Below are 15,972 nucleotides of genomic sequence, written 5' to 3'. Positions count from 1 at the left end.
ATGCTGAGGCCCGCAACCCTACCGGATCGCGGGCCTCAGCCAAGCCGTCAGAGGCGACACATGTTATTTTTTCTGGGCGCGGGCTTTCTTCGCGGCCTTCTTTTTCTCTCGTTCGGCAGCTTTGCGCTCCGCTCGAGATTGCGTCCTCTCACTACCGTCGTCTGTGCGACGAACCTCGGTTTTCGCAGTCCCGGTTCCTTCTGAGGACGGGGCCGTGTACTGCAACTTGCCGGGCTGTGTGTCAGTGTCCAGACCTTTAATTTTCAGCTGTGGCGCCATGGTCACCTCACGAGAATCGGTGACGCCTGGAAGGCTAGCCTTCTGTGGCTGGGTTTTGACGTCGAGAGTGAACAGATTGTGGACCGATTCCTGGCGAATTGCCTGCATCATGGCTTCAAACATCGTGTAGCCCTCACGCTGGTATTCGACCAGAGGATCACGTTGGGCCATGGCGCGCAACCCAATACCTTCTTTAAGGTAGTCCATCTCGTAGAGGTGCTCTTGCCATTTTCGCCCGATGGAATTGAGCACCACCTTGCGCTCTAGTTCACGCATATTATCGGAGCCGATCTCTTCTTCGCGGTCCTGATACAGCACTTTTGCATCGGAGACAAACTCACGCTTCAAATCCGCAGGCTTCGCCCGGTGCAATTCACCGAGCTGTTCCTCGAGTTCTTCGGGGGTCAACTCGACCGGATAGATCAAGCGCAGATCTTCCCACAACGTCTCTGGGGACCATTCGGAACTTCGTTCCCCGGCCGTGGCTTCATCAACGGCATCGCTAATGGAGTCCTCGATGAAGTGCTCGACCTTTTCGGCCAGATCTTGGCCTTCCAAAATCTGACGACGGTCAGCGTAGATGGCCTCACGCTGACGGTTCATCACGTCGTCGTATTTAAGGACATTCTTGCGCTGTTCGGTGTTGCGCGATTCCACGTTGGACTGCGCATTCTGAATCGCCTTCGTCACCAGACCGGATTCCAGGGCAAACTGGTCGTCATCACCGGTGCGTTGCAGAATCTTCCGCGCCATACCCGGGTTGAACAGTCGCATCAGATCATCGGTCAGGGACAAGTAGAACCGAGACTCGCCGGGGTCCCCTTGACGTCCGGAACGACCTCGTAGCTGGTTATCAATCCGTCGGGATTCGTGGCGTTCAGTTCCCAGCACATATAAGCCACCGGCCTCCACAACTTCTTCGCGCTCCGCCTGGGTCTTCACCTTTTGCTCAGCAAAGACTTCGTCCCAGATTTGCTCGTATTCTTCAGCATTTTCTTCGGGGTCGAGCCCGCGTGCCTGCATCTCCGCGACCGCATTAAATTCGGCGTTACCACCGAGCATGATGTCGGTACCACGTCCGGCCATGTTCGTTGCCACCGTCACCGCACCTTTACGACCGGCTTGAGCAACAATGGCAGCTTCTCGCGCATTGTTTTTCGCGTTAAGCACTTCGTGACGTACGCCTTTTTTGGCCAACAGCTTCGACAAATATTCAGTTTTTTCAACCGAGGTGGTCCCGACCAAAACCGGCTGACCAGATTTATGACGGGCCTCGATATCATCCACGACAGCATTAAACTTCGCCTTCTCGCTGGCGTAGACAATGTCTTTTTTATCGATGCGCTGAACATCTTTATTTGTCGGAATCGGGACAACGCCGAGTTTATAGGTGCTCATAAACTCTGCAGCTTCAGTCTCAGCCGTACCGGTCATCCCCGACAGCTTGTCGTAGAGGCGGAAATAGTTCTGCAACGTCACCGTGGCCAAAGTCTGGTTCTCAGCCTTGATCTTCACACCTTCTTTGGCCTCAATCGCCTGGTGAACTCCCTCGGAGTAACGGCGTCCTGCCAACACGCGTCCGGTATGCTCATCGACGATTTGAACCTCGCCTTTGAGAACCACATAGTCCTTATCGCGGGTAAAGAGTTCCTTGGCTTTCAGCGCGTTATTCAGGTACTGAATCAGCGGGGTGTTGGCCGATTCGTACAGGTTGTCGATTCCGAGCCAGTCTTCGACCTTATCGATACCTTCTTCGGAGATCGAAACGGTCCTCTTTTTCTCGTCCACTTCGTAGTCAGTATTGCGCTTCAGCCGCGGAGCCAATTTGGCGAATTGTAAATACCACTTCGAGGCGTCGCCCTGAGCCGGTCCGGAGATAATCAACGGAGTACGTGCCTCGTCGATGAGGATTGAGTCGACTTCGTCGACGATGGCGAAGTTGTGTCCGCGTTGCACCAAATCGTCGAGCGACCAGGCCATATTGTCGCGCAGATAGTCGAACCCAAATTCGTTGTTAGTCCCGTAGGTGATGTCAGCTGCATACTGTTTTGCCCGTTGCGCAGGACGCTGGTTGGACAGAATGACGCCGGTTTCCATCCCAAGGAACCGGAAAACCCGTCCCATCAAGTCTGATTGGTACTCGGCCAGGTAGTCGTTAACCGTCACCACGTGGACGCCTTGACCACTCAACGCGTTCAGGTAGCTGGGAGCTGTGGCGACTAGAGTTTTACCTTCACCGGTTTTCATCTCAGCGATGTTTCCCAGGTGCAAGGCAGCAGCACCCATGAGTTGCACGTCAAAGTGGCGAAGTCCCAAGGTACGGGACGATGCTTCACGCACCGTGGCAAATGCTTCGGGTAAAAGTGCATCCAGCGATGTACCGTCTTCGATTTCAGCACGGAAGCGATCGGTTTCTGCCCGAAGTTCGGCATCAGACATGTCCCGATAGTCATCTTCGAGCTGGTTGACAGCATCGGTATAGGCCCTCAACCGTTTGAGAACTTTCTTCTCACCGGTCTTGAGGATCTTCTCGATGAAAGAGACCACAGTGTTGACTCCAAATTCACAAATCGTCTCAGACCCTCAACGACGAAGTCGTCACAGGTCCAGGAACAAAGCATTCAACCAGACTAGTCTACGTGGTTTAACCTGGAAGAATCCTTAGTATGGGCTTTGTCCATGAGTGACCAAGATCTACAGTTCAGGGATGAAAAAGTGGCCTTGTTGCGTGTGCAACAAGGCCACTTCGAGGTCTATCACAGACCCTCAGTGGGCCAAGACGTTTAAGCGCTAGCTTGCTGATCTCGGTAAGCCCGGATTTGTTCGTCGGAACCTTCAGGTTCAGTGTCTTCACCCAGGCTGATCACGCCGTAGGACCAGCCACGTCGCCGGTAGGCCACAGAGGGACGTCCCGACTCTGCATCAATGAACAAGTAGAAGTCGTGGCCCAGTAGCTCCATGTTGTCCACGGCATCGTCGAGCGACATGCTTTCTGGCGGAAAAACCTTCTGACGGATGGTCACCGGTGCCTCACCGTTTTCTGCCAGGTGCCGTTCCTGTTCTTCACGCTCAGCTTCCTCGCGCTGGGCTTCTAGCACCTGTTCCACCAACGACACAGAGTTGTCCACGAGCACCGAATCGGCGGTGATTTCGCGGACCGAAACACGTTTGCGGTGAGACTTGCGCCGTTCCCGTAGCCGGCGCAGTCGTTCCTGAATCTTATGGAATACCTTATCGAAGGCCACCATTTGGTCGTCGTCGGAAGCTTCAGCACGCACTACGTTTTTGGGGCTATGTACGGTTAGTTCCACGGTCATCGACCCGGAGGCGCCGGTGTGAGATGGCTGAGCACCGAGCTTGATTTCGACCCGTTGGGCTTCTTGAAGTAGGGACTCGATTTTCTCGAGGCGTTCTTCAACATAATCGCGGAACGATTCCTTAATGGAAGCGCCGCGGGCTACATAGGAGATGTCGATGGCCATAATGTCCTCCTTAGCTAAAACAAGCACGGTGGTAAGAGAAGTTTAACCTCCCTTCACCACCGTGCTCTGTTGGTAATGCCGAGTCTACCCATTGATTGCCAGCTGTTCACGTTGCCATCTCCGGTTTAGCTCAAATCGTCGTGCGAATGTTTCTCAACCGTAGCGATCACCGCTGCTGCGAGCACCTCCCATCCCGCGGCTTCCAGAACTCGTGTGGCCCCGGCCAGCGTCGCCCCGGTGGTGAGCACATCATCAACGATCATCACCGGATACCCGGTGAGTTGTTGCGCAATTCCGCGTCTGACCCAGAATTTTCGTTCTGCCGCGGTGACTCGTTGGGCCGCGGTGCGACCAGCGTGCGATGTGCGGGCGTTTAATCTCCAACGATGTCGTAAAAACTGTCGCTGGCGTATGATGCCGGGCACGGGCGCTCTGGTCACCAGTGTGTCAAGCGGGTCGAAACCCCGACGGCGCCAACTAGCCGCAGAGCTCGGGATCGGCACCGCCACGACCGGCAGCTGCGTTGCGCTGGTGCCATATTGTTGTGCCACAGCGTCCCACACCAGGTCCCGGGCTACCAGCATCGACCTAGCCAGTGCGGGTGCAAGAAGCCGATGCAACCCGGTCCGGGAGTGGTCTTTGAACGCCAGGATCATGCGGGCTAACTCACGGGTGTATTGTCCTGTTGCCACCACCGGCAAGGGGCGGTCGGTGCCGGGTATAAAGGGAAGGGATGGTGCCCAGGACTCAGCACGTTCCGGATGAAGGAGTTGTGGCATCACGGTCTGCCGACAGTGGTGACAGAGGTGCTCGGCGGTGGCGTCGCGGCGCTGACAGACGACGCAGATGCGAGGCATGAGGATTCCGGCCAATTCACGGCCTGCAGTGCTCACCCAGCGCGCGCCAGGGTGTTCGCGAAGTCGATCAAGACGGCCTGCCCATCGCGTCAGACGAGGCCTCGGCGCCGGTGGCCTGGGTGGTTCGTGCCTGAAAGATCTCATCTTCCCAGTCTCGCGCTTTGCTGGTTGCAACCCCAGCTACACTCAGAGACTGTGGAGAATGTTAGCCGGGGTAGGACAAGTCGTCGGCGTTATCCTCTTGGGCACGCCAATTGGTCCCGACGCGGATATACACCTCGTCGTCGGTTTCGGCGTACACCGTGGCGTTGCCGGCCCCGGTCGAAAAGCCACGCATACCGAGCATGGGTTTAAAGGTCACGCTGGTGCCAGCCAATCCAATCATTTCCAGCTCGACGCGTTCGCTACTGGAGACCTCGCCGATCAGGACCTCGTTCATGGAGTACCACTGCACCCGGTTGGCCGGGGCTGCGGTTTCAACCACGAGGGGTTCCACCAAACCCAACGGCTTACCCGAATCATCGCGGACGATACCGGAAATAAAGAGTTGCTGGGAGTTGTCCCGCTCTAAAATCATCGCGATCCGAGATCCTTCAGGAGAAACCCGTACGGCTTTAATCTCCCCATCCATCAACCACGGGACACTGATTTCCTGAACCTGTTCGCCGTCGAATTCGCTGGCGAGCAATGTCTGTTCGCCACCTGAGACAGCGGCTTCGGCGTTCTCTGACTCCCCAGCATCCTCGGAATGCTCATCTTCAACGCTGGAGACAGTCCAGGCCCATCCCCTGTTGTCAAGTGAAGGAGCCAACAGATCGGTTCCAGACGCCAGTTCCTGAACCGCCGACCCGTTGGTGGCCCCAACCATCTGGGTGGAGTCCTCATTCAAGAACACAAAGCGGTTGCCTTCCACGTTCATCGTCGGCTCGTGGGGCCCCAGACTACTGACGTCTGCAACGCCAGGGATCTCGGTGATGTTGGAGCCCTGGTAATAGACCAGTTGGTTGGTGTCATGGTTGATGGCAATTTGACGAGCTCCAACGGAATACGTCGTGGGGGTCTCCCGGAACTGCGGATCAGGCTCTCCTGTATCCACATCTTCCAGCCCCACGGTAAGTTTCACATCCGAAATCCGTGGCCGGGTGCCCAAGGTCATCTGCAATTGATGCTCAATGCGTTGACGCTGTAGGGCGCTGGTGCCCGCCAGCGAATCGGCCTTCACATCGATCGAGGCTGTGCCGGAACTGATCGGTACCGATGGGCGAGCAAGTTCGACCTGCTCCATTGGGTTGGCCACAGCACCCTCCAGATAGCTGGCTGGACCGGTAATCAAGGCCTCGACGATGGCCGTGGCTTGACCGGGACGGTCAAGGAACCACCGGGTATCCGGCACGGCATTGTGGTAGTCGAAGTCGTAGAAGTACAGAGTTTGGGAGACAAACAGTGCCGAGAACTGTGCGCTGTCTAAGGCAATGCCGTCGGGTAGCTCAGAAATCCGCCACTGGCCGTCGACCTCAGTCAGCTTGATTTCCAGGGCTTCAGTCGTCTCCGATGGGAGCGGGGACATCACCCCCTGTGCATCCACCGCCGAATCAACCTCAAGCTGCACCGTGTAGGTATCGGTGTCTTCAGTCGAGACCACCGCCGGAGATCCTTGATACACCAGGGTACGGGCCAGCGGGTCCCATTGCTCAGCCGCCGAGTCTGTCAGGTAGCTCCGCGCCACAGCGAAGTCATCTTGAACCCCGGTCGCTGCCACAATGAACCCATTAATGATGGACTCGGGTGAGGCATCCTCGGCCGGTCCGGCAGGGTTAAAGGTGTGGATGACCGATTCCCCTGTCGTACCCAAGTCTTCAGATTCTCCGACCGGACCAGACTGCGGCAATCGGGAACACCCAGCCAGCACCAGCGCACACGCCACCAGCACGACCAGTGCTCTGAGTGTTCTAGTCATCAGGCCCCCTCCGAGATCGTGGCACCAAGGCTTGCTCATTCACCCGGTCTGGCATTTCGTGGCCGTTCGCAGGTTCGTCTGGGCCGGGGCCGATATCGAAAGCGCTACGACGCTCCGAGCACTCATATTCGGGAGGCAGTTGTAGCGGGTAGGGCTTGACGAGTTCTCCACCAACCTGGCGGGGTAAGACAAGACGGAAGGCAGCGCCGCGGTGGGGTTCGCCCCAAACATCGAGTTCGCCGTGGTGCAAGCGCGTATCTTCCACGGCAATGGCCAGGCCCAGACCGGAGCCTCCGGTGGTGCGTGTCCGGGCCGGGTCAGCACGCCAGAACCGGTCGAAAACACGCTCGAGTTCATCTTCGCTCAAGCCCAGCCCGTGGTCACGCACCACGATCGCAATCTCTGTCTTATTTCCGGCCACGATGACATCGACCGGTTTCGATTCGCCGTGTTCAATGGCGTTATTGATGAGATTGCGCAGAATGCGTTCGATGCGACGGGAATCGACTTCTGCGGTGAATTGGTCCCCTTGGGGCACAATGGATAGTTCGGTCTGGTTATTATCGGCCAGCGGCTGGGCAGTCAGTAGTACGTCGGCGACCAAATGCAACAGGTCGGTGGACTCACTGGCCACCTGGGCTGCCCCGGCATCGAATCGCGAGATCTCCAAAAGATCAGCGAGCAACGCTTGGAAGCGCTCCACTTGGTGATAGAGCAACTCGGTGGAGCGACGATTAACAGCATCGAAATCATCACGTGAGTCATAGAGCACTTCTGCTGCCATCCGCACCGTGGTCAGCGGTGTCCGTAACTCGTGAGACACATCGGAGACGAACCGCTGTTGAATCTGAGACAGATGCGCCAGCTGGGTGATCTGGTCCTGAATATTGTCGGCCATCGAGTTGAACGACCGAGACAACGTCGCGACTTCATCTTCCCGGTTGACATTCATGCGCACCGAGAGGTCACCCGACGACAACCACTGGGCGGTTTCGGCCGCCTGCTGGATGGGGCGTACCACCGAGCGGGTCGTCACCACGGCAATCACGACATTGAGCAAGATCAAAATCGCACCGGCAATGAGGAGCACGCTCATCACGTAATCCAGCGTGCCTTGTACTTCAGAGATGTCGTAAATGAAATACAACGCATAGTAGTTACCTGGCGGTAACACTACCTGAGTACCGAAGGCCAGCCCCGGATCTGTTGCCCCGCCGGTGTCAGAGGGAATGGCCACCGACTGCCAGTAGATCCCATCGCCTTGTTCGACTTGGCTCGCCAAGTCATCGGTGATGACGTCTTCACTCACGCCGGCTGAGGACATCGAGCCAACGAATTGGTTCTCGTCATCATCGAGGGGAACCAACACGAAATCGCGGGCAATGGCCCCCGAGGTATTGCCACTTAACGCTGCCAGGGTGTCGTTGACCAAAGAGGCCGTGGATTCTTCGTCAGCGGTTGCCGCGGAGTCAAAGACTTCTCGTGCTTGGCTCAGCCCGTGATTAGCCTCGGCCTGCACTTGATTAAACCGGGACTGGAACAGACCCGTGGTCACCTGATGAGTCAAGAACAGCGCCAGGATCAGCACGGCAATCACCGAGAGCAAAGCGGTAATCATCACCGTGCGTAGCTGCAACGAGGACTGCCAACGTCGCCAAAAAGTTTTGAACGGCCGAGAAAGGAAGCGATTCTTGCGCGGTTTTTCTGCCCGCTGGGCCTCAGGCGCTGCCGGTCGGGCGGTGTTTGCTTCGGAGGTCGTTTCTTCTGACTCGACGGACAAGGCTGCGCTCAAATCTGGCCGGCTTTATAGCCCACGCCACGAACAGTGAGAACAACTTCGGGATTATCGGGATCCTTTTCGACCTTGGAGCGCAAGCGTTGCACGTGGACGTTGACCAACCGGGCATCGCCTTGATGCCGGTATCCCCAGATTTCCTCCAACAACGTTTCGCGGGTCAGCACTTGCCCGGGGCGACGGGCTAACGCGGCCAAAAGATCGAATTCCAGCGGTGTCAGCGAAATGCGTTCACCGTTGCGGGAAACCTCATGACCAGAAATATCAATTGTCAGATCGCCAATAGTGAGGCTCTCCTGAGCACGGTGGTCGGTTTCGCGCAACCGGGCACGGACACGGGCCACCAACTCGGCGGGCTTAAAGGGCTTGGGCACATAGTCGTCGGCTCCAGCTTCTAGCCCACGAACCACGTCGGCGGTCTCAGATTTAGCGGTCAACATCACCACCGGCACGTCTGATTCCATGCGGATCTCGCGCAGAATGTCAATGCCGTCCTTGCCGGGAAGCATCAGGTCCAACAGCACCAGCTCCGGGCGGATCTGACGAAACATCTCGTTAGCTTGGTTGCCATCAGCGCAGAAATACGGTTCAAACCCGTCGTTGCGCAAAACAATACCAATCATTTCGGCTAGGGCTTCGTCATCATCGACGACCAAAATCTTGGGTGTAGCCACCGCTTCCCTCCCGGCTCGGACTATATGATCCCAGACCACCAGCATAACCGAGCCGGCCAATTTCGCCGCGGCGTGTTGCATGCGCGCGCCCCGCAACTCACCCTGTTTGCACCGCAAAGTTGTCCTATAACATATGAACTAGTCCGAGTCTGAGCGGGCTGAGTCCCCAGAAATGGAGAGATCGTGAGCTTCTATCCACCCCCGGGCCAAGGCCCCGGCACACCCTATGGAGGGTACCCACAACACCAGCAACCCTCGGGGTGGGGACCATACGCCACACCGCAACCACAATTGATGCTCACGGTGTCCCGTCCCGGCGCGATCCCGCTGACTCCGTTGAGCATCGGCGATTTGTTTAGCGGGGTTTTCGCAACGTGGCGCACCGCACCTGGGGCCGTGTTGTTGCATGGGCTCGGCTACGGTCTCGTCACGTTTCTTTTGTACCTGATGGCAGTCGCCCCGGCTTTCGTCACCATGTACGTCGCGTTCACCACGGTGCTTGATGGGGGCCTACCCACCTCGGAACAGATCGCATCCGGAAGTGTGGCGATAATCGTCCTTCCAATGCTGGCATTGGTGTTGCTGTTCCTCGCGTCGGTATTTTTCCCGGGGCTGGTAGCCATCGTCACCATGCGCGGTACGATCGGTACCTGGACCGGATTCTTTCAATCCTTCCGCCTGTTGCACGGTAGCTACTGGAAGCTCATTGCTTTGTCGGTACTGATCAATATTGCCGTCATCGCGCTGTCGGTGCTCGCGTTCCTCTTGATCGTTTTCGCTGTTGCCGTCCTGGAGATCCCTGCGGAGCTCTTTGCCGTGATCATGATTATTGTCATCCTCACCGGGGGGATTCCCATAGTCTGGCTGACGATCAAGCTGATGCTGGCCCCGACGGTGATCGCGGTCGAACAAGTAGGCCCGTTGACCGCGCTTCGTCGTTCTTGGGTGCTGACCAATAATAATTTTTGGCGTTCTTTGGGGATGACCTTATTGGTCACTGTCTGCATCGTTATCGCCAGATGGGTGATTTCTATTCCGTTGGCTATGCTGGCTCCACTCTTTCTGGCTTCGGCCGGAAACGAAGCGGAAGCGCTGACCGGCTTCCTGCTGGCTCAGGTGGTCATCGTCGGGGTCAGCAGTGTGGTCTCCGGGGTACTGTATGCGCTGTTCACCATCTTCATTGCGTTGCTCTACACTGACTTGAGGATCCGACGTGAAGGCATTGGTGCCCAGCTAGCCCACGATGCTGAATCCATCTCGGGTCCCATCGATGAGTTCAGTATTGATCCGACCAAACGCCGTAGCGATTCTCAGTCGGCCGATCTCGTGCCGGGTCGCGACGTGCATTGGCAGCCCACACCGCCACCGGCAGGTGCACCATTCACCGGACCGGCGGGACCGAATGCTCCCTACTATCCGCCACATCCGCCCAATCCATCTAACCCACCCATGGGGCCGCCGACATGGTCATGATGTCCCCGCCACTGACCCCAGACGCTGAGCAAGCCCGCCAGTGGGCCGAAGAGGAGCTGTCCAAACCCGAATACGCGGAGGCAGATCCCGGCCCGATCATTGAGCTGATCGATAACCTGGTTGAGTGGTTTCAAGACCTGGCCGCCGTCGAATTCTCCGGTAGCGGCGAACTGGGTGTGATCGTGCTAGCCCTGGCGTTAGTCGCCCTGCTGATTGCCTTAGTGTTGTGGTTACGGCCGGGCCGTACCGGTCGGGTCAAGACAACATCAACCGACGAGGTTGAGGTCGCCGCTGACGTTACGGCCACGGAGTATCTCGACCGGGCCCGCCGACATGTGGCCGAGCAGGACTATGCCCACGCACTGGCCGATGCGTTACGGTCGATGATCCGCGACGGGCAACAACGGGATCTGGTCTCAGAACGTCCTTCCCTCACCGCGACGTTTGCCACGACGGAACTCGCCGAGGCCTTCCCCCCATTCACCGAACAATTGGAACAAGCCGCCGTTCGCTTCAATACCACGTTCTACGCCCACCAATCCCCCAGCGCCACAGATGCCACGCAGATGATCGAGTTGGCGGAAAAGCTCCACCAAGCCAAGCCGGCCCCTGCCACACCCCGCGATGACAGCGTCCCCGCTCAGCACGCCAAGGATCTGGTGCCCCGATGACCGCAGCATCCTCTCTACAGTCTTCGGCACGTACCTCACAGACCGGTTCCCGTAAAACCGGTATCATCGTGGTGTCGGTCATCGCCGGAATTCTGGTGCTCGCCGGCGTGGTGTTTTATGCCTTGCTCCCCAGCACCACTCAGGGGATCCCCTATTCCACCGACAATCCCGGCCGTTATGGTTCCCAGGCCATGACACGCATCCTGGAAGATCGCGGTGTCTCGGTCCACACCGCTGCAACGGTTGATCAGTTGGAAGGTCAACTCAACCAGCATCCGGACGCCACGGTGGTATTGATCGATGAGAACAACAACCTGGCTTCGGCGCCCCATGATTCACGGCAACGCGCCGCGGAGGCCATTCCACCATCCCAGCTGGTGATTTCAACCTCATCCCCGGAGCTACTCGAACACTTCACCGACGAGTTCTCGCGGGACTACGCCACCGTGTCCAGTCACGACGGCGGGATCACTGCGGGCACGACCGAGGACTGCCAGCTGGAGCACGGGCGGGTCGCCGGTGAGATTGATAGCTCTTCCTGGGCGGTATCGGTCCCCCGCACGCAGCGTGAGTCCGGCCAGATCTCCACGTGTTTTCCCGTACCCGAGAACGCATCCTCCGACCAAGCCACGGCGCTCCTGGCCGAAACAGCAACCGGGATCACGGTACTGACCTCTCCGAAGATCTTCACCAATGAACGGATCGACGAGCGAGGCAATGCCGCCTTGGCCTTACGCCTGGCCGGCTCGCGCGAGGACCTGATCTGGTATACCCCGGACTTCACCGAGCTCTTGGACTCCGATGCTCCGCTGTCTGAGGCGCAACTGCCTCGTTTCGTGGTCTTTGGAATCTGGTGGGCGGTCGTGCTGGCCGTGCTGGCCATGTTCTGGTTAGGACGTCGCCACGGCCCGATCGTGCGCGAGCCATTGCCCTCGGTCGTCAAGCCAGCCGAAACCACGGTGGGCCGAGCCCGCATGCACCGACGTGCCGGACACCACCTTCAAGCTCTCGAGGCCTTGGAACAGGCGACGTTGCGTCGCATCGCCCACAGCATGCGATTAGGGCGCAACACCGACCCGCAGACCATCATGCGCCAGGCTGCACTCCACACCAACCAGCCGGTCCAGGACATCCAGCAGCTCTTCAAGATCAGCTCCGGACTCGTCCCAGCCCACGGTAGCCACAACATTTCCCCCGAGGAGATGGTGACCACTGCCCAAGAACTCACAGATTTTGAACATCTCATCGACCAGGTACTACGCCCCGATCACGGGAGGAGCACGTCATGATGCACCAGCCACCGGCTTTTCCGCCATCCCAGCCACCCCAGGGTCACCCCCCACAGGACCAGTCTGCGCGGGCACAGTCGGCAGACGACCTGCGGGAGGCACTCAACCAGGTGCGTGGCGAAGTGGCTAAAGCCGTCGTGGGCCAGGACCAGGCCGTGACTGCATTGCTCATCGGTATTTTGTGTCGGGGGCATGTGTTGCTCGAAGGGGTCCCCGGTGTAGCCAAGACGCTTTTGGTCCGGTCAGTGGCCAAATCGGTGCAACTAGACTCCCACCGAGTGCAATTCACCCCGGATTTGATGCCCGGCGACGTCACCGGCTCGCTGGTCTATGATTCCAAAACCGGGGAGTTTGAATTCCGCAAGGGCCCGGTGTTTACCCACGTGCTGCTCGCCGACGAAATCAACCGCACCCCACCGAAAACCCAAGCTGCCTTGTTGGAAGCCATGGCCGAATACCAAGTCTCTACCGACGGGGTAACCCGGCGGTTGCCGGACCCGTTTATGGTGGCAGCCACTCAAAATCCGGTCGAGCACGAGGGAACCTATCCCCTTCCGGAAGCCCAACTGGATCGGTTTTTGCTCAAGGTGGTGATGGATCTTCCCGAGCGCGATCAGGAACGAGAGATCCTGCGCCGTCATGCGGCGGGTTTCTCGGCCGCAGATCTCGACGCCGTGGGCATCCAGCCGGTGGCCGAGGAAACGACCTTGCTCAAAGCCCGCGCCTCGGTGCAACAAGTCGCCACCGGTCCAGAGGTGCTCAGCTACATCACGGACATTGTCCGCGCCACGCGGCAATCCCCCTCTTTCCAGTTGGGTGCTTCCCCGCGCGGTGGTACCGCTCTGATGCACTGTGCCAAGGCTTGGGCTTGGCTATCGGGCCGCAACTTCGTCACCCCCGACGACGTGCAGTCGCTGTTGCTACCGACCCTACGCCACCGGGTGTTGCTGCGCCCGGAGGCCGAATTGGACGGTGTCGATACCGACCAAGTCTTGACCGGACTACTCTCCAGTGTGCCGGTCCCCCGCTAAACACCGTCTCTTTCCGTCCTCTCCCACCATCCTCGACACACCAAAGGCAGGTAGCTACGAGTTATGGTCATCTCCTGGCGCGCGATGATTCTGGCTATTATCGGCCTGTTTCCCATCCTGTTGTTTCCGCGCTGGTCAACGCTGGGGTTGTGTGTGCTCGGGCTGATCGTGGTGCTGTGTGCGGACGCACTGACCGCCGTTTCGCCTCGCCGGGTGTCCTTCTCCCGTTCCGCGCAGGGCAGTATTCGGCTGGGTGAAACGACTACCGTTCAGCTGGTGGTGACCAATCAGAGCTCCCGGACATTGCGCGGTTCGGTCCGGGATGGGTGGCAACCCACCGCTCAGGCCGACAGCCCGGAACAACCGGTCACGATTCCGGGCCAGGAGTCCCGCCGGCTTTCCATGCACCTGACCCCCACTAGGCGCGGCACACTGCGCTCCCGAATCGTCACGGTCCGTAGCTGGGGCTGGTTGGGGCTGGCGGGCAAACAATACACGCATCGCGCCGAGGGTGCGATCACGGTAATTCCACCGTTCAACTCCCGGCGTCACCTGCCCTCGAAGCTAGTCTCGCTGCGGGAAATGGCCGGGAGGTCGGCGGTCTTGACCCGCGGGGCCGGGCACGAATTTGATTCTTTGCGCGAATATGTCCGTGGCGATGACGTCCGCGATATTGATTGGCGGGCTACTGCCCGCGCCCAAGAACTGGTGGTACGCACCTGGCGACCGGAACGGGACCGTCGGGTGTTGATCCTCATCGATACCTCCCGCACCTCGGCCGTGCGGAGCGAAGACGGCACCCGACTGGATACCGGCATTGAGGCCGCGCTACTTTTAGCGGCACTGGCTGATGCTGGCGGTGACCGTGTCGAAGTTATCGCCCTGGACCAGAAAGTTCAGGCCCGGGCCTCTTCCACCCGGCGTGGGAAACTCTTGCACCAGATTGTCACGGCGCTGACCGATGTATTCCCGCGGCTGGTGGCTGCCGATTTCACCCAGGTGTCCTCGCTCATCTCTCAGACCGTGAAACAACGAGCACTGGTGGTACTCATTACGGCCCTGGACACCGCAGCCATTCAGCAAGGTTTGCTCCCGGTGTTACCGACGATTGCGCGCAAACATCAGGTGGTGCTGGCCTCGGTCACCGATCCGGAGCTCGAGGCCATGGCGGCCGAACGCGAAGACCTCGAGACGGTCTTTCAGGCCGCCTCGGCAGAACAAGACGAACATCGTCGAGCCGGTCTGATTGCCCAGCTACGACGGTTTGGCGCCGAAGTGGTCGAAGCCGATCCGCAGGATCTCCCGCCCCGGTTAGCCGATACCTATCTGCATCTCAAAGCTGCCGGACGGTTGTAGTCGCGTCATGATGGGCCGGGCACCCGCTGGGAGAACTCATCGGCCACACCGCGTAATGCTTCGATGCAACGTCCCAGTCCTACTCCCGTCATCGGCCTGGTCGCTCGGGCTACCAGTACGCTCGAGGCCAGGTCCCGGGGGTCCAACCCGACGCGTTCAGTGGTTTCCACCAGCTCTACTCCAGCCCGGGGCGGGTCAATGCCGTCGAGTCGCTCGAGGTCGCATTCCAGGTGTAAGGGGATTTGGGAGTGGCGGAACCGTTCAATCCATTCCCACCGCCAGCTGGCCCAACGTCCCACCGGATCGGTTTCCAGGGCCGGAAAGCTGATGCTGACGCCAAGTGGTGGACTGTCTTGGTCGTTGGTGGCCAGGGTGTGCAATGAGGTGAGTAGCCTGTCGTCTTTCCCGAGGTGGTGGGGGTCTAGATCGACCTGGAAAACCAGCTCGGACCCGGTGGGACAAAGCTGGTCGGCAAGTAGTGCCCAGTACGTCTCGAGCTCGGCGATATCGAGGCTCCGTTCGGTCAAATACCCCGAGGCCGTGGCGATCGCTCCTCGTAGGCCGGCAACAACATCGGTGTCTCGAACCACCAAACGCAAGGTAGTCTCCGGCAGAATACGGGCACTGATCTGGACGAGCTCGGCCAGTGCCTCTGCCAACACGTGGGCAACATCGCGACGAGCGCCGTGATCTCGGATGATCTTCTGACCGCCGGGGCCCATCAGCACGGAGAACAGGGTCACCGGGCCGGGAACCTCGAGCATCAACTCTGGCAGGGGACGCTCTTGCTGGTAATCGGCCACCAGCTGGAACTGCTCACGCAGGGCTGTAGCATATCGGCGTTGTTCTTTGCCCGGGGTCGCTTCGGTGGCTTGTACTTGCCAGCCGTAGCTGCGACGATTGGCCACCAGAAACCCGGGTAATCCGACAGCAAGTTCGGACAGTGGTTGCCAGTACGGCAACTGAGGCAGGTGGGGACCGGGCAACTCATCAAGCAGGATGCCCAGAGTCTCACCCCACGCGGTTGGACCCCCGGGGCCAGGGTCCGGGGTGCTGAGACTAACGCGCAGAGCAGGGAGATCGGGTTTCTGTGCCTCACTGGACACGG

The 15,972-nt window shown here is 58.9% G+C and carries 12 protein-coding genes; 5 read left to right on the top strand and 7 right to left on the bottom strand.

Annotated features, from left to right (window positions below; translation table 11 throughout):
- Positions 1 to 63: 63 nt before the first annotated feature.
- The 6 genes from secA to mtrA form a co-directional block, all read right to left on the bottom strand.
- Positions 64 to 2,826, bottom strand: a complete 2,763-nt coding sequence (secA, locus tag DCC24_RS03845; protein WP_110098604.1) for a preprotein translocase subunit SecA — start codon at positions 2,824 to 2,826, stop codon at positions 64 to 66.
- Between the two features lie 236 nt (positions 2,827 to 3,062).
- The gene (gene hpf, locus DCC24_RS03840) at positions 3,063 to 3,761 is read right to left on the bottom strand and encodes a ribosome hibernation-promoting factor, HPF/YfiA family (protein WP_110098603.1); all 699 of its coding nucleotides are present in this window, start codon (positions 3,759 to 3,761) and stop codon (positions 3,063 to 3,065) included.
- A 125-nt stretch (positions 3,762 to 3,886) separates the two neighbouring features.
- Positions 3,887 to 4,654: a ComF family protein gene (locus DCC24_RS03835; RefSeq protein WP_158524590.1), complete on the bottom strand. Its 768-nt coding sequence runs from the start codon at positions 4,652 to 4,654 to the stop codon at positions 3,887 to 3,889.
- A gap of 169 nt (positions 4,655 to 4,823) precedes the next feature.
- Entirely contained in the window at positions 4,824 to 6,575 is a 1,752-nt protein-coding gene (locus tag DCC24_RS03830) for an LpqB family beta-propeller domain-containing protein (protein WP_158524589.1), read from the bottom strand.
- Positions 6,568 to 8,355, bottom strand: a complete 1,788-nt coding sequence (gene mtrB / locus DCC24_RS03825) for an MtrAB system histidine kinase MtrB (RefSeq protein ID WP_233491971.1) — start codon at positions 8,353 to 8,355, stop codon at positions 6,568 to 6,570. Before mtrB ends, DCC24_RS03830 begins: the two co-directional genes overlap by 8 nt.
- Before the next feature lie 8 nt (positions 8,356 to 8,363).
- Complete coding sequence (gene mtrA, locus DCC24_RS03820) at positions 8,364 to 9,044, bottom strand: MtrAB system response regulator MtrA (RefSeq protein WP_255410730.1); 681 nt, start codon at positions 9,042 to 9,044, stop codon at positions 8,364 to 8,366.
- Between the two features lie 183 nt (positions 9,045 to 9,227).
- Between mtrA and DCC24_RS03815 the strand changes: the two genes are divergently transcribed.
- The 5 genes from DCC24_RS03815 to DCC24_RS03795 all read left to right on the top strand — a co-directional run bounded on the left by DCC24_RS03815 (position 9,228) and on the right by DCC24_RS03795 (position 14,864).
- Positions 9,228 to 10,517, top strand: coding sequence for a hypothetical protein (locus DCC24_RS03815; RefSeq protein WP_110098600.1), 1,290 nt, complete (start codon positions 9,228 to 9,230; stop codon positions 10,515 to 10,517).
- Positions 10,508 to 11,188, top strand: coding sequence for a hypothetical protein (locus DCC24_RS03810; RefSeq protein WP_110098599.1), 681 nt, complete (start codon positions 10,508 to 10,510; stop codon positions 11,186 to 11,188). The genes DCC24_RS03815 and DCC24_RS03810 overlap by 10 nt, the downstream gene beginning before the upstream one ends.
- The gene (locus DCC24_RS03805; RefSeq protein WP_110098598.1) at positions 11,185 to 12,477 is read left to right on the top strand and encodes a DUF4350 domain-containing protein; all 1,293 of its coding nucleotides are present in this window, start codon (positions 11,185 to 11,187) and stop codon (positions 12,475 to 12,477) included. The genes DCC24_RS03810 and DCC24_RS03805 overlap by 4 nt, the downstream gene beginning before the upstream one ends.
- Positions 12,477 to 13,508 carry a MoxR family ATPase gene (locus DCC24_RS03800; RefSeq protein ID WP_110098597.1) on the top strand — a complete coding sequence of 344 codons (1,032 nt, stop codon included), beginning with the start codon at positions 12,477 to 12,479 and terminating at the stop codon, positions 13,506 to 13,508. Before DCC24_RS03805 ends, DCC24_RS03800 begins: the two co-directional genes overlap by 1 nt.
- Before the next feature lie 63 nt (positions 13,509 to 13,571).
- Positions 13,572 to 14,864, top strand: a complete 1,293-nt coding sequence (locus DCC24_RS03795; RefSeq protein ID WP_110098596.1) for a DUF58 domain-containing protein — start codon at positions 13,572 to 13,574, stop codon at positions 14,862 to 14,864.
- A 5-nt stretch (positions 14,865 to 14,869) separates the two neighbouring features.
- Here DCC24_RS03795 and DCC24_RS03790 read toward each other — a convergent pair whose 3' ends face one another.
- Positions 14,870 to 15,970 carry a hypothetical protein gene (locus tag DCC24_RS03790; protein ID WP_110098595.1) on the bottom strand — a complete coding sequence of 367 codons (1,101 nt, stop codon included), beginning with the start codon at positions 15,968 to 15,970 and terminating at the stop codon, positions 14,870 to 14,872.
- Positions 15,971 to 15,972 lie beyond the last annotated feature (2 nt).

The sequence above is a fragment of the Auritidibacter sp. NML100628 genome, assembly GCF_003185985.1.
Lineage (GTDB): Bacteria > Actinomycetota > Actinomycetes > Actinomycetales > Micrococcaceae > Auritidibacter > Auritidibacter ignavus.
The sequence above is the reverse complement of the archived record's forward strand: the minus strand, read 5'-3'. Positions and strand labels throughout refer to the sequence as shown.

Bases quoted from the DNA above. Each gene is read 5' to 3' on its own strand.
- hpf (WP_110098603.1), bottom strand. From the start codon at position 3,761: ATGGCCATCGACATCTCCTATGTAGCCCGCGGCGCTTCCATTAAGGAA.
- DCC24_RS03810 (WP_110098599.1), top strand. From the start codon at position 10,508: ATGGTCATGATGTCCCCGCCACTGACCCCAGACGCTGAGCAAGCCCGC.
- DCC24_RS03795 (WP_110098596.1), top strand. From the start codon at position 13,572: ATGGTCATCTCCTGGCGCGCGATGATTCTGGCTATTATCGGCCTGTTT.
- DCC24_RS03800 (WP_110098597.1), top strand. From the start codon at position 12,477: ATGCACCAGCCACCGGCTTTTCCGCCATCCCAGCCACCCCAGGGTCAC.
- DCC24_RS03805 (WP_110098598.1), top strand. From the start codon at position 11,185: ATGACCGCAGCATCCTCTCTACAGTCTTCGGCACGTACCTCACAGACC.
- DCC24_RS03830 (WP_158524589.1), bottom strand. From the start codon at position 6,575: ATGACTAGAACACTCAGAGCACTGGTCGTGCTGGTGGCGTGTGCGCTG.